The 12,653-nt window shown below is 67.7% G+C and carries 9 protein-coding genes and 1 pseudogene; 3 read left to right on the forward strand and 7 right to left on the reverse strand.

The window, feature by feature from the left end; genetic code table 11:
- Window positions 1-70: 70 nt before the first annotated feature.
- A complete protein-coding gene (locus WMF44_RS12215) occupies window positions 71-2,014 on the forward strand; it encodes a choice-of-anchor D domain-containing protein (RefSeq protein WP_437299304.1) in 1,944 nt (647 codons plus the stop codon).
- Between the two features lie 66 nt (window positions 2,015-2,080).
- Here the strand turns inward: WMF44_RS12215 and WMF44_RS12220 are convergent, their stop codons facing one another.
- From WMF44_RS12220 to WMF44_RS12250, 7 genes and pseudogenes are all read right to left on the reverse strand, one after another.
- The gene (locus tag WMF44_RS12220; protein WP_437299305.1) at window positions 2,081-3,526 is read right to left on the reverse strand and encodes a type VI secretion system Vgr family protein; all 1,446 of its coding nucleotides are present in this window, start codon (window positions 3,524-3,526) and stop codon (window positions 2,081-2,083) included.
- A gap of 78 nt (window positions 3,527-3,604) precedes the next feature.
- Window positions 3,605-5,281 (reverse strand): DUF2169 domain-containing protein, encoded by a 1,677-nt coding sequence (locus WMF44_RS12225; RefSeq protein ID WP_437299306.1) that lies wholly within the window; start codon window positions 5,279-5,281, stop codon window positions 3,605-3,607.
- A 234-nt stretch (window positions 5,282-5,515) separates the two neighbouring features.
- A pseudogene (locus tag WMF44_RS12230) lies at window positions 5,516-5,700 on the reverse strand (pyridoxamine 5'-phosphate oxidase family protein); the annotation flags it as partial.
- Between the two features lie 327 nt (window positions 5,701-6,027).
- Window positions 6,028-7,332, reverse strand: a complete 1,305-nt coding sequence (locus WMF44_RS12235) for a DUF1552 domain-containing protein (protein ID WP_437299307.1) — start codon at window positions 7,330-7,332, stop codon at window positions 6,028-6,030.
- A gap of 9 nt (window positions 7,333-7,341) precedes the next feature.
- Window positions 7,342-9,003 carry a DUF1592 domain-containing protein gene (locus tag WMF44_RS12240; protein ID WP_437299308.1) on the reverse strand — a complete coding sequence of 554 codons (1,662 nt, stop codon included), beginning with the start codon at window positions 9,001-9,003 and terminating at the stop codon, window positions 7,342-7,344.
- 449 nt (window positions 9,004-9,452) lie between these two features.
- Window positions 9,453-9,860, reverse strand: a complete 408-nt coding sequence (locus WMF44_RS12245) for a hypothetical protein (protein ID WP_437299309.1) — start codon at window positions 9,858-9,860, stop codon at window positions 9,453-9,455.
- A gap of 243 nt (window positions 9,861-10,103) precedes the next feature.
- On the reverse strand, window positions 10,104-10,310 hold the full coding sequence (locus WMF44_RS12250) for a hypothetical protein (RefSeq protein WP_437299310.1): 207 nt from the start codon (window positions 10,308-10,310) through the stop codon (window positions 10,104-10,106).
- A 423-nt stretch (window positions 10,311-10,733) separates the two neighbouring features.
- On the opposite strand from WMF44_RS12250, the gene WMF44_RS12255 reads away from it, so the two are divergent.
- Window positions 10,734-12,089, forward strand: a complete 1,356-nt coding sequence (locus WMF44_RS12255) for a hypothetical protein (RefSeq protein WP_437299311.1) — start codon at window positions 10,734-10,736, stop codon at window positions 12,087-12,089.
- 14 nt (window positions 12,090-12,103) lie between these two features.
- A complete protein-coding gene (locus WMF44_RS12260; protein WP_437299312.1) occupies window positions 12,104-12,598 on the forward strand; it encodes a hypothetical protein in 495 nt (164 codons plus the stop codon).
- The last annotated feature ends 55 nt before the right edge of the window (window positions 12,599-12,653 follow it).

Below are 12,653 nucleotides of genomic sequence, written 5' to 3' on the forward strand. Positions count from 1 at the left end.
GGCGGCATAGCAGAATGCTGAGCTTGGGGGGTATGGGAACGGTCGTCTCTCCGGCATAATGGTCGCACCCATGACGTCGACCCAGCCGGATGTCCCCTCCACCAGCAGCTCGAGCGCGCTGACCTTCTCCCCTGACGCGCTGGGCTTCGGTCCCGTGCCCGCGGGGGAGGCCGCCGTGCAGGTGGTCGTGGTGCGAAACGGCACGAGCGAGGCGGCAAACCTCGCGATCGATGCCAGCGCCGCCGAGTTCAGCATCGCGAGCGGCCCGACGACGGTCGACGCAGGGCAGGTGGCCGAGCTGTTCCTGCAGTATCAGTCGGCGGCCGAAGGCACGCACAGGGCGACCTTGACGGCGACGGGCCTGTCGGGCGAGCTCGGGCGCTGCTCGCTGTCCGGCACGACCATCCCGAGCCTCACGATCGATCCCAGCGCGATCGCCTTTGGCGACGTGCCGGTCGGGCAGACCCGCGTGGACTCGCTCTTCGTCACGAACGCGACCGGCAGCGATGTGAACCTCGAGCTGATCTCCGTGGTCGGGGGCACGTTCACGCTCTCGCCCTCGACGGTGCGGAGCACGGCGGTGCCGACGCTGATCGCGGTCACCTACGTGCCGGACGACGTCGGCGCCGCCCAGGCCACGATTCGTCTCTCCGACGCGCTCACCGCATCGCTCTCGGGAAACGGGATCGTCCCGGAGGAGCCGGACGACGTCAACCTCGTGGCCGCACAACGCTTCAAGGTCGAGGTGCCGTTCGACCACGCGCGCCTCTTCCTCGGGGCCGGCGTCACCAGCAGCCCGGCGGGCACCTTCTCGAACGTCGACGGCTGCGGCCTCGACGCCGACTCGAACATCTACCTCAGCGCGCGCACCGGCCGTATCTTCGCGCAAGCGGGCACTGACGTCTTCCTCCAGGCCGACGGCGGCATCGACGGAGACGGCTTCGCGCAGCTGCACCAACAAGGATCGGACGGGAAGGCGATCCTCAGCTCGAACGGCGCGACGTACGTCGCGGGAAAGCGCGGTGTCGTCATCAGCGCCGGCGTCAAGGTCGGGCGGGAGAACGGGGATTCGTTCGACGAGAGCGCGCCCGACACGGACAAGATCGACAACTGGACCAAGTTCTTCGCCGCGGTCGACGTGGTCGTCGCCACCAAGCTCGCGTACGACGCGATCAGAAGCTACCTGGACGATCGCAAATCGACGCCGCCCTACAAGCAGTGCATCGAGCTCGTCGCCGCGGGCATCGCCTCGACCGCCCCGTTCGTCGGTGGGGCGGGCGCCGCCGGCAAGGTCCCGGGCATCACGATGTTCGGGGCGGGCGGCATCTCGATCTTCAGCCCTGCGTACACCGCTGTCTACGGCGTGGGGGGGCTCGCCCTGGTCTCCCTCTTCCCAACGATGTTCGGAGTGGTCGACGCGACGATCTGGGCGGGTGACGACGTCGCCATCACGGCCGCGACGGGCTCCGTGAAGGTGTTCGGTAGCGAGTCGGTGAACGTGCACTCCGCGAAAGAGGTGTCGATCGAGGCGTCGACCAACAAGCACAAGGCCGGTGGCACGATCAAGCTCAAGGGGAAGGCGATCAAGATCGGCAGCGACGTGGCTTCAGCGGAGAAGCCGGAAACGAGCGAGATCAAGCTGGTGGCGCAGTCGCTCGAGATCCGGATCGGCGCTGGCTTCATCACGATGGACGCCCAGGGCAACATCGAGCTCGGCACGGGCGACAACAAGATCACCATTGGTCCCGAAGGCATCACGCTCGACGCCAATCGCGTCACTGCCAGCGGCGGCGTGTCCAGCCTGGAGCTCTCCGAGCAGAGAACGCAGCTCGAGTTCAGGGACGGCGGCAAGCTGCGCATCGACCAGGACCATGCCGCTCTGTACAAGGACCGTCACAACGGGGTGTACTTCGCGGAAGAGAAGGCCGTGGTGAAATACAACAAAACGCACAGGCTTGAATTGGACCGGACGGGCGCGGTCCTCTGTGGAAAGACCCATCTCTTCGGGGTTTGATCCCGGACCTCCAGCGGTGGTCGTCGCTCTTCCCGACGATCTGGACCGCTGGGCTCCGCGTCGTGCTCAGACGTAGTCGTCGAGCTCGACGACGATGCCCGAGACGGTCCTGATCTGATTGACGTGCGCGTTCGAGGCCGTGACCGGGGACGGCGCCGACTCGTTGGGGATGGCCCCGACGATGATCGGCCTGTCAGGATCGCCGTCGATGAACCCGAGCAGCACCTCCGTCCCCGGCTTGACAGGGAAATGCATGCCGTAGCCCGGTCCTGCGTGCGGCTGCGCCATGCGCACCGGCCGCGACGCCTTGGCGCCGCCGCCCGCCGCGGTGTCGAAATGGAACTGGACGGTGTACCTGCCCTTCGGATCGATCCGCGCGCGCCGCCCCACGGCGTTCGACTCCACGACCCCGCTGAGCAGCCCGTGGATCCGCGGCCTCGGCGTGATCCTGGGCGGCCTGTACGCGCGGCTCGCGGGGATCGCGCGAAACGAGTTCCTGTAGGAAGGCGCGCCCTCGACGCCGCCGTGCGCCCCCACGACCTGGTTCGCCTCGTGCTCGACCTCGACGAGCAGGAGGCCGCTCTCCTCCACGTGGCGGTGTCCCTCCAGCGTGAACCGCAGGCCCGCGCCGAAGGCGGGGATGTCGCTCTCCCCTACATAGACATCGCGCGTGGACTGGCGCTCTTCGGCGCGGACCCGGGCGAAGAACTCCCCTTCTTCCGGCGTCTTGAAGTGCGTGCCGTACTCCACGACGCCTCCTGCGTATGCCGCGGGGAGCTCGTGGTGCGCCGTCAGGTCGATGCGTGGATGTCGATAGTTGTAGTCCTGTACGACGTACCCGGCCGGGATGAGGCGTGTCTTCACTTCCAGCGAGAAGACGTCGCGCTGCTCGCCCCTGGGCCGGAAAGGCACGTCGCCGCCGTCGCCCACGGCGCCGAACCCCTCCATGTGATCGGTGAGCACCAGCACCTCGCGCTCCTCGCCGTGCTCGAAGAAGAAGCTGATCCCGAGGTGCTCCGCGAGGCGCGAGATGAACGCGAGGTCGCTCTCCCTGTACTGCACGACGAACTCGCGCGGCGGATAGGCCTCGAGGAGCCGCTGCTGGAAATCCGACGCGATGCCCACGAGCTCGATCTTCTGCTGGATCATCTGTGGGATGGTGAGATCCATCAAGATCTCCTGCGTCTCGACCAGCGTGAGGCGCCATGCGCGCGGGACGAGGAGCAGATCGTAGCTCCGGTGCTCCGCCTCGACCTCCAGGCGGTCCACGAGCTCGGCGATCATGCCGTGAACACGCCTGAGCACGACGCCGTCCCGCTCCATGACGATCGTCACCTCGGCGCCCACGACCTCGTCCCTCGGCAGCCCCTCGGGATCGAGGCACACGATCGAGAGCTGGAACGAGAAGAGCTGCGAGATGGCCTCACGGCCGCGGAGCGCGCGGACCCGCACGTGATCGCAGCGGAACGCCGCGGATTCCAGGCGGATGGTGAGCGGGTGCTTGGCCGACATGGATATCAAGAAACCGCGGAATGCCGATCACGTCAAGCGATACGGCCATTCTCGCCCGATGTTCCGCCGCGATGGCCGTCACCGGGTGAAGCGGCCATAGAGCACGCGCTTCACGTCCACCGAACGAACGGGAGCCTCCGGCGCTCGCGGCGGTGGCTGCGGCGCCGGCGGCGGAGGCTCACCCTCGGAGAGGTCCGCCGGCTCCGCCGCGTAAAACCTCCTGGGCGCGGTCCCGGCGGCCCGCGGCGCCGCGGGGCTCGGGGGCACCGCCGAGCCCGCCGGCGACGCGTCGGGCCCCGGCGCCGCTCGCAGCGGGCTATCCGGCGGCGGAGGCTCCGTGGCCGGCGAAGCAGCGCCGTCGCGCTCGACGGCAGGCGCGCGGTGCGCTGGTCCTTCGATCTCGGCGGGAGATGCGCCGCGAACGGGGTGCGGCGCGCCGTCCGACGGACGATTCACCACGAATGGCAGCGCGTCGCGCTCCGGCACCTGCGACCCCATCCCCGTGGCGGAGGGGAAAGGTTGCGTGAGGAGGACGTCTTCGCGTCCTCGGCGCCGAGGCAGAGGCGCCGGCGCCGGTGGAAGCGCCGGCGGCAGGTCCGGACGGAACGGCAGCGTGGCGGCCTTCGGGCGCGGCGCCCCCTCGGGTTCATCCTCCAGCGGCACGGTGTGGAGCAGGCGCGCCTTCGAAGGCGCACCGCCGTGCCGCGCAGCGCCGGCGGTGGCCCCGGCCTCCGACGTGCCGGAGACCGCGGGGAGCGGCGCCGGCTGCGCCTTCGCAGCCGGCGTCGAGCTCTCGGGCCATGACAGCGGCTCTCCCTCGACCTCCACGGACGCGACCGCCCGCAGGGACGCGAGCGCCAGGCGGCTGGGCAGCGCGAGTTGCCCGCGCCACACGAGCGTGCACCGCTCCTGATCGGCGTCGATACGGAGCGTGTCCGCGGTGAGCACGAGCGTCCCATCCGAGATGCCGTGTTCGGTCAATCCGGAGACGCTCGCGAGGCCGCGCGCGCGGGGCACCCTCGTGGCGAGGCGCGGCACGCCGGGGCGCACCCCGTGGAGCACGATCCACTCACCGCCGCGCAGGCGGTCGAGCCGCTGATCAGGCGGCGCGGCCTGGAAGTATTCCCACGCAAAATCATCGGGGATGTCCGCGAACGGAGCTTCGATGCTCGTCCTCTGGCACGCGCCGAGGAGCTTGCGCCGGGAGGGCCATGTCCCGCCGATCGGGCCGAGACACGCGGGTCTGCGCGGCTCGGCCGGCGCGACGAGGTTGGGCTGCCCGTCACCGGGGAGCGCCCCCAGACCGACCGGGTTGTCGAAATACCCCGCCCCGCCGAACGCCCGCTCGTACACGAGCGGAATCCGCTGGAATGCCGCGGTGTGGCGGACCACGAGCGACTTCTGCAGGAGCGTGCGCCCCTCGTCGGCCACGGCCAAGCCCACCTGCACCGACTGCGCAGGCGCTTCGGTGGGTGAGTAGGCGTGTCCTGTCAGGACGACATCGACCTTGGTCAGATGAGGTGCCAGATCGCGGGTGATTCGGGTGCTGCTGCTCGGGTCGTCGTGATGCGGGACGTCGTGCTCGACGATGCGCTCGGGCTCGACCCGCCGCATGGTGCCGTCGGGCACGAGGCAAAATGTCGCCTTGACCACGATCGTCGCATGGATACGGCCCCGATAGCGCCAAGCGATGGCCGCGGCGGCGCAGCCCGGTGCGGTCGCGATCGCGTCATTCGAAAACAGCCCGCCGCTCATTTCCTCTCCTCTCGTCGTCTCTCCAGGCGCCTCACCCGCGAGGCGTCAGGGGGACCCGGATGCACCTTGACACCATGTTCCGTAGAAGGAAATGGCGAACCTTCGCCCGTGGGAAGCTCGGCAGGGACGAGGCCTGGCGAGGAGAGGGTCAGCGGCAAGATCACGCATCTTCCGACGGCGGCGGCAGGCCCGGCAGGCCGTCGATGCTCGTCGTGTTCTTCTCCCGCCGATAGCGCCGCTGCCGGTCAGGTCGAGGTAGGCCACGGTCCGCGGGTCGAGGACGCGGAAGGTGTCGTGCCCCTTCGGCGACAGGTTGACGTGCCCGCCGCTGCCCGAGGGGGCGGAGGCCACGAAGAAGAGGGCTGCTCGGCGAGGAAGCCGATGAGGTCGTCGTCCAGCTCGGAGAAGGTTCGTCCCATGCGTCCTCGTGGGCGGCGGACCGCCGCGCCGCGCGGCGTCGTAGGGGCGGCGCGGCGGTGAGGGGAGGGGGAGCGCGCCGAAAGGACCGTCCTTCCGGACCTCTGGCGCCCATGCGCCATGGCGTCGTCGTCCTCGCTGAGGGGCGGTGTGTCAGCACCTGCGGACGCGTGTGGCGCTAGAAGAACCCGCTCTGAGCGTGGATTTCGCGCCTACGATGCCGACGGGCGCGCGCGCCTTCACTCCACAGCCTGCGGGGCTCGGTCACGGGATTGGGGACCCGCGGAGCGGCGCGGCACTGCCGTTGTCGCGCCGCGATCGGCCGCCAGCTAAGTGATGAGCGGACCTCGACACCAGTCAGCGCGGCCGACAGACGTCACGTCCATGCCGATCGCCCGGGCAATGCTGACATAAACGTCGTTGTGATTGCGCCCACCGGCGTCGAGCAGGCGCCCGGTCGCCCAAGCACCTCCACAGCTGCCGGCAACCACGAAAGGTGCGTGTTGGGGCGGGTGGTCGGTCTCGGCGAAGTTCTGGCCGGAGCCCAACTGGCTGCTGCCGTTCTGGGTGCAAAGAACCGCCGCGGTGTTGTCGAGCACCGAGAACTCGCCGTCGGAGAGGCCTTTCAGCTTTTCGATGAAATAGCGGAACTCTCCCGCGAAATAGGCCTGGAGCCGAGTGATTTGTTGTCCAGGAGCGCCGTCCGGATCGCCGTGTGAGACGGAGTGCCAGGCTGAGATATCGATGTCACCGAACTTGACGGCTTCGTTGTTTTCGCCGCCGCCCCACATCATGGTCGCCACGCGAGTGATGTTGCAGGCGAAAGCCATCGCCATGATGTCGAGATACAGCCGGCTGTGCTCCGGCATGTCGTTCATCATGGTGTCCTTGCTGAGCAGCGTCGACCCGATCTGCTTGCACGAGCTCTCTGTGGGGATGCTGCCGCCGACATCGCGTTCGAGCGTGCGCAGCGACTCGAGGTAGAAGTCCATCTTGGCGGCTTCCTCCGGCCCGAGCCGCCCGCGGAAGGACCGGACATCGTCCTTGATGAAGTCGAGCACGCTCTGACGGCGGAGCAGCGCCTGCTCGGCGGCGTTCGGCGTGTTCATGGACATGCCGCCCCCGCTGATGCGGTCGGCGATGCGCTGATACGCAGCCAGCGGGTTTTTCACGCTGGGGATGAACCTGCCATCGACCTGAGACAGTCCGGGGATGACGCCGCCGTCGCCGGACGTCTGACCGACCGCGATCTCCAGCGATGCCAGCGGGGTCGTGTCCTTGAGGAACCTGGCGAACTCCTGGTCGATGCTGGTCCGCGCGCCGAGGCCGAACACCGAAAACGACGCCGAGCGGTGCGCGTTACCGCCGTCGCGTTTGAGCGTCAGGTTCTTGAACACCAGGATGTCGTCGCGCACCGCTTCGAGCGGCGCCATGTGCGGCTTGAGCACGAAATTTCTTTCGCCTCCGGTCGGCTCCGATTGATACTGAGAGCCATTTGCGTAGCCGAACATGGCGACGCGCGTGATTCGCGGGACGGTTTGGGCGTAGAGGTTGTCGGCCAGCCCAGAACAGAAGATCGTTCCGTAGCCGAGGCCACGAAGCATCGTACGCCGGGAAAATTTCACGTTGCGCATGGCGAACTCCTAGTTCCTCCGGTCGATGAAGCTGGGCGACGCGATCACGCTCAGCACCAATTGATCGATCGCGTGCTGTGAGCGCGCAAATTCGTCCACGAGGCGCTCCTTCTCACAGGCGTCGAGCTCCGGCAAGTCGTATCCTGAAGCGTAGGCGGCGAACTGCTGGGCGAAGCAGCCGTAGACATCCGGCTTTTGCGCCAACTCGTCCACGAGCTCCACGAAGCTGGAAAACACGATTCCGGGAAGCGCATTCTCCTCGCTCGGCAGCGGCAGGCTGCCGCTTGCATCGATCGGCTGCTCGTGATCCGTCGTTCTGTAGCGACCGATAGCATCGTAGTTCTCGAGCGCAAACCCGATTCCATCGAACAGATCGTGACAGACGGCGCAGCCCGGACTCGCATGAATGCCGAGTCTTTGCCGACCCGTGGCGTCCGGCTCGGCAAAACGGCCGGGATTCGGAATACCGCCGGGCGGCAGCGGCACGCGGTGGCACAGGACCTCTGCGCGGACGTAGGAGCCGCGCCCGACGAGGCCCGTATCTTGGCTGTGCGCGTGGCCCCAGAGAAACGGCAGCGAGGTGAAGATGCCTCGGCGTTCCGCCGGATTGAGCTCGCGACGCACCATGGCGTCGCCGGTCACCCCGCTCAAACCGTAGAGCGGAGCGGTGCGCTCGTTCACGAACGCGTATGTGCCCGTGAACAGCGAGTCGAAGCGACGATCCGCTCCCTCGTCGAAGAGTACGCTGTTCGTGAACAGGCGCAGCTCTTCTTTCAAATCGGCGGTCAGCTCGGGCGTCACCATCGGAAAAACGCTGGCTTCTTTCACCGAATTCGAGAGATTCTCGAGCTCCAGCCACTGCTCGAAGAAGTGGTTCATGGCCGGCGCCGCCTTGTCGCGCGCATCGAAGAGGCGCTTGGCCTGGGCCAAGAGCGCTGTACGGTCGCGCAGCTCCCCTTGATCTGCGAGCGCGGTGAGCTCAGCATCCGGCGCGCTATCCCAGAGCAGGTACGAGAGCGACGAAGCGATCTCGTGGTCCGTCAGCGTCGTCACCGCTCCGGTATCCTTCACCGTGCCGAGCTCCGTGCGGTGCAGGCTGTTCGGCGACATGAACAGCGCCTCCACGACGCTCTTGACGCCTCCGGCAGGACCTTCGCCCTGCGCAGCGGTCTTGGCGAAGAGCGCGCTGAAGGAGGTGACTTCAGTCGTCGAGAGCGGGCGGCGCCAGAGCTTTTGCCCCGTTTCGGTGACGAAACCGTCCAGGCAAGGGCCAGGAGCCAAGCTGTCGACGTCGCAAGCGATCCCGAACTTGTCGGGGTTCTGCAGCGCGTGCGCCCCGAGCTCTTCACCGACGGCGAAATATACGTCGGCGAGGAGCGGCGCGATTCGCAGGTCCGAGGCCTGGTTGGCGAAGCCGTCGAGCCTGGCCTCGTTCGGCAAGTTCGCGAGCGCTGCCGGCTGGATGTCGAACTCGTCGCGCAAGGTGTTGGCAAGCTGGGTGTTGGTCAACCGCCAGATGCGCGGTTTGGCCAGCGCAGGGGTGGCGCCACACTCGGCCGCCGGCGGCGTCTCGGTCGCCGGGGCCGTCTCGCCCTCGACTCCCAAGACGCCCGTGCACCCGCTGGCCACGACGATCGCGAGCGGCGCCGCAAGGCCAAACGAGCGGCTCATGAGCGAACGTAGTACACCGATTCGTTTTGCGATTGGCATGGAACGCTCTTGCTAGGATGAAATGTTAGAGGAAGCTGGGTGAGGCTAGGAAATCCAAGCGCGATCCGAACATCGAGCTCCTTGTAGTTGCGTCTCCGTTGATGGTTACAATGGCGGCGTTCGTGATCAAAATCGATGTCGCTCCCGGGGTTCAGCGCGAGTCGCCGCGCCACAGCCAGAGCAGCGTCTGCGCGATGACGCCGCCGTCGCCGTGGCGGGCGTCGCGCGGAGCTTGAACCGTCGCATACCGGTGTTCGGTGTCCCAGCCGACCGGAAGTATCGCGGCTGGAAGACCATGTTGAAGGAAGGACGCGATGCGACCGCCGTGTGTCGCGTTTTACCCTAAGGTGGACCCGAGCGTCCGAGAACAATCACGAGGAGCGGAGAGGGGGATAGCAGAGAGAGGCGCCTCAGAAGGCGGCGTCGCGGAGCTTCGCCTTGTACTCCGCCTTGTACAGATCGTGGCAGGCCTTGCAGCTCGCCTTGGCGCCGTCGATATCGCCCTTCTTGGCCTTTTCCGCGCCATCCTTCGAGATCGCGACCCACTTGGGCATCCCGGGCGGCGGCTTCGACGCCACGTATTCCAGCGCCGACGCGATCTTCGCGCCGTCGCCGCTCGTGGTCGCCGACTGCATCACCGTCTTCATCCAGCCCTGCATCGGACAAGCCTTCTGTCCTTTTGCACCGCAGCCAAAATCCTTCCCCTCGGCGACAGTACCGGGGACGTCCGCGGTCCCGTTCGCGGCCCATGCTGCGCCCGCAAAACCAATGCCGACGCTCATCAACACCGCGCTCATCAGCTTCATGCTCATCGACATCCGACGTCTCCTGTCATGCAAGAAGCAACCTCAGCCAGGTCATCGCAGCCCGGAGAATCGTATTGTGAACGTTCACATTCCTGGTGTCAACCAGGTTCGGCCGACGCGCGGCTGTCCTCGATCCCGATGGGCGCGCAGCGGCGGCCGGCCGCGGCGTCCGCGCGCGGAGTGTTGACGCGGCGCGCTGGAGGAGCCCCGCCAGCCTTGCCCTCCCTCGGGCTCGGGGATATCCCCGCCGGCCCATCAATTGGCGTTGACACCGGCCATGTGATCGTTCACATTCCCCTCGACAGGGTTCCTTTTGCTTCGCTTCGGGCGGGTTGTCATGCGCGCCGAGACCTTCGTCATCTGATCGGTCTTGGCACCGAGCCCGTTCGGTCGGTCATCACGGAAGCGATCGCCGATCGATGGTGCTTGGCGTTTTGCCAATTTCAATGCACTGGAGACCACGGCAAGCCTCGGTTCGGCTGTCGTGAGATCTATTGTCCACTGGAATTCTCCGAGATCCGGCAAGGCGGCCGGACGGCACCTTTGGGTGCGGCGTGACCTATGTTGCGGCGGGCTCTGGTCAGCCCCTCCTCGGGTGCACGGTGTCATCACATCGGCCCGTCCGGGATCAGGCGCTCCAGGTTCCGTCACACTGCGGGACCTGCTCTGGGTTGACGGACAAATTTTCGATACGACCCCCCTGGAAAAGCGACGCTACGCCAGCAACTTATCCATGCATCGAAGGGGCCGCCTTCACTCCACAGCCTGCGTAAGCTCGTCCAGGTCCCCTGTAGGCTGACGCGCGGGCAAGCCCCGGTTGACGTCTCTGCCGCTAGCGAGAGGCCCGTGCGCAAACCCATTAGAACTACAACGCTGTTCCTTTCCATGAGCCTCTGCGGGCGGATCCTGCTCGGGCTCTCCGCCGTGACCGCCGCGACGTTCGCGCTCACGCCCGTTGCGCTCGCCGCCCCCAAGGCGTCGAAGTCGATCGCGGTGCGCATCGAAGGCCCGAGGGCGGATGACATCCGCGAGGACATCCTCGCCATCGTGCCGGAGACGCTGGGGGTCGTGGACCCTGACGCGTTCTCGAAGTCGCTGAAAGGCGCCGGCCAGACCAAGCCCGTCGGGGATACGCTCGTGTCGAAGGCTCAGCGCAAGAAGGCCATCGACCGCATCCGCAAGGCAGGCAAGGCTGCGAAGGCAGAAGGGGTGATCTACGGCGTCTCGCGGACCAACAAGAAGAAGAAGAAAGAGGTCCACCTCGTCTACGTCGACGAGAACGCCGGCGACCTCGCCGTGGACAGCGCGGTGCCGCTGAGCGGCTCGCGGGACGACCGCAAGAGGGCGCTGGAAGAGCTGCTCGGCCCGACGCTGGCGCAGATCGCGCCGCCGCCTGCCGAGGAGGACGAGGCGAAGGGCGACCGGGAAGGCGAAGGCGAGGATGGGAACGGGGGGGACGAGGAGAAGGTCGAAGGCGGCGAGGAGAGGGACGCCGACGAGGGCGGGAAGGGCGGCGAGCGCGAGCCGCACGAGGCCGGCTCGGCGCTCTTCTCGATCGAGCTCGGCGTCGAGTTCGTCGGCCGCTGGTTCGACTACTCCGATCCGCGCACGCGGAACCTCCCGCCTTACAGCGTCTTCGGACAGCCCGCGCTGTCGGTCTCGGGCGAGCTGTACCCGCTCGCGTCGACGGACATCGCGGTGCTCAAGGGCCTCGGGGTCACCGCGGGGTATGCGCGGGCGCTCGGCCTCAACTCGGCGGTGGGCAGCGGCGACCCGATCAGCACCACCTACGAGCGCATCAACCTGGGGCTCCGGGAGCGGCTGTCGCTCGGCGAGGCGTCCGTGCTCGGGATCTCCGCCGGGCTCCGGTTCCTGACCTTCGAGATCGACGCGCCGGCGGACCTCGCCAGGACGGTGCCGAACGTCTCGTACACCCTGTTCCGGGCGGGGCTCGACGGGCGCTTCCCGGTCGGCCCGATCGCGCTGGCGCTGGGCGCCGAGTACATCCTGCCGCTCTCGTCAGGCCCGGTCTACGAGCGGTTCACCGGGGCGAGCGTGCAGGGCATCGGCGCGCTGGCCGGGGTGATGGTCCCGGTCGCGACCGGCATCGAGGCGCGCCTGATCGTCGAGTACGCCCGGTTCTTCTCGTCGTTCCAGCCCGAGCAGGGCGACGCGTACATCGCAGGCGGGGCCATCGACCAATACCTGGGACTGCGGCTCGCCGGAGCCTACGTCTATTGAGAGAGAGGTAGCACGTGACGTTCATGACTTCCCTTTACGGGCGCGCCGCGCTCACCGCGGCCGCCCTGCTGACCGGCGGCGCGCTCCTCCTGAGCTGCGCTGGGACCCTGGACGAGGACGAGTTCCCCCTGGGCGACCAGGGCAGCGGCGGCACCGACGACCAGGGGGCCGGCGGCGGCGGCGCCACGACGGGCGGGGGGTCGAGTGGATGCGCCGAAGCGCCGGCCCTGGTCGCGATGAAGTGCGCCACCGCCGGCTGCCATGACGAGAACTCCAAGCTGGCGGGCCTCTCGCTGGCCGCCGGGTGGGAGAACACGCTCCGGGGCCAGGCGTCCGTGTGCGGCGACGGCAGCTCGGTGCTCGTCCCGGGCGACCCGGACGCCAGCACGATCTACACGAAGGTCACGCCGGACCCGCCGTGCAACGAGCGGATGCCGTTCGGCGGCGCGGCGCTCAGCGACACCGAGATCGCGTGCATCCGCGACTTCATCGCCGCGCTCCCGCCCTGAGGAAGTGAACGAGCGTCTGGCCGCCACGGCGGCGCGGGCGGTGCGGTCGTCTCCT

It is taken from the genome of Sorangium sp. So ce426 (assembly GCF_051475585.1).
GTDB classification, from domain to species: domain Bacteria; phylum Myxococcota_A; class Polyangia; order Polyangiales; family Polyangiaceae; genus Sorangium; species Sorangium cellulosum_B.

Bases quoted from the DNA above. Each gene is read 5' to 3' on its own strand.
- WMF44_RS12240 (WP_437299308.1), bottom strand. From the start codon at position 9,003: ATGAGCCGCTCGTTTGGCCTTGCGGCGCCGCTCGCGATCGTCGTGGCC.
- WMF44_RS12215 (WP_437299304.1), top strand. From the start codon at position 71: ATGACGTCGACCCAGCCGGATGTCCCCTCCACCAGCAGCTCGAGCGCG.
- WMF44_RS12225 (WP_437299306.1), bottom strand. From the start codon at position 5,281: ATGAGCGGCGGGCTGTTTTCGAATGACGCGATCGCGACCGCACCGGGC.
- WMF44_RS12220 (WP_437299305.1), bottom strand. From the start codon at position 3,526: ATGTCGGCCAAGCACCCGCTCACCATCCGCCTGGAATCCGCGGCGTTC.
- WMF44_RS12245 (WP_437299309.1), bottom strand. From the start codon at position 9,860: ATGTCGATGAGCATGAAGCTGATGAGCGCGGTGTTGATGAGCGTCGGC.
- WMF44_RS12235 (WP_437299307.1), bottom strand. From the start codon at position 7,332: ATGCGCAACGTGAAATTTTCCCGGCGTACGATGCTTCGTGGCCTCGGC.
- WMF44_RS12255 (WP_437299311.1), top strand. From the start codon at position 10,734: ATGAGCCTCTGCGGGCGGATCCTGCTCGGGCTCTCCGCCGTGACCGCC.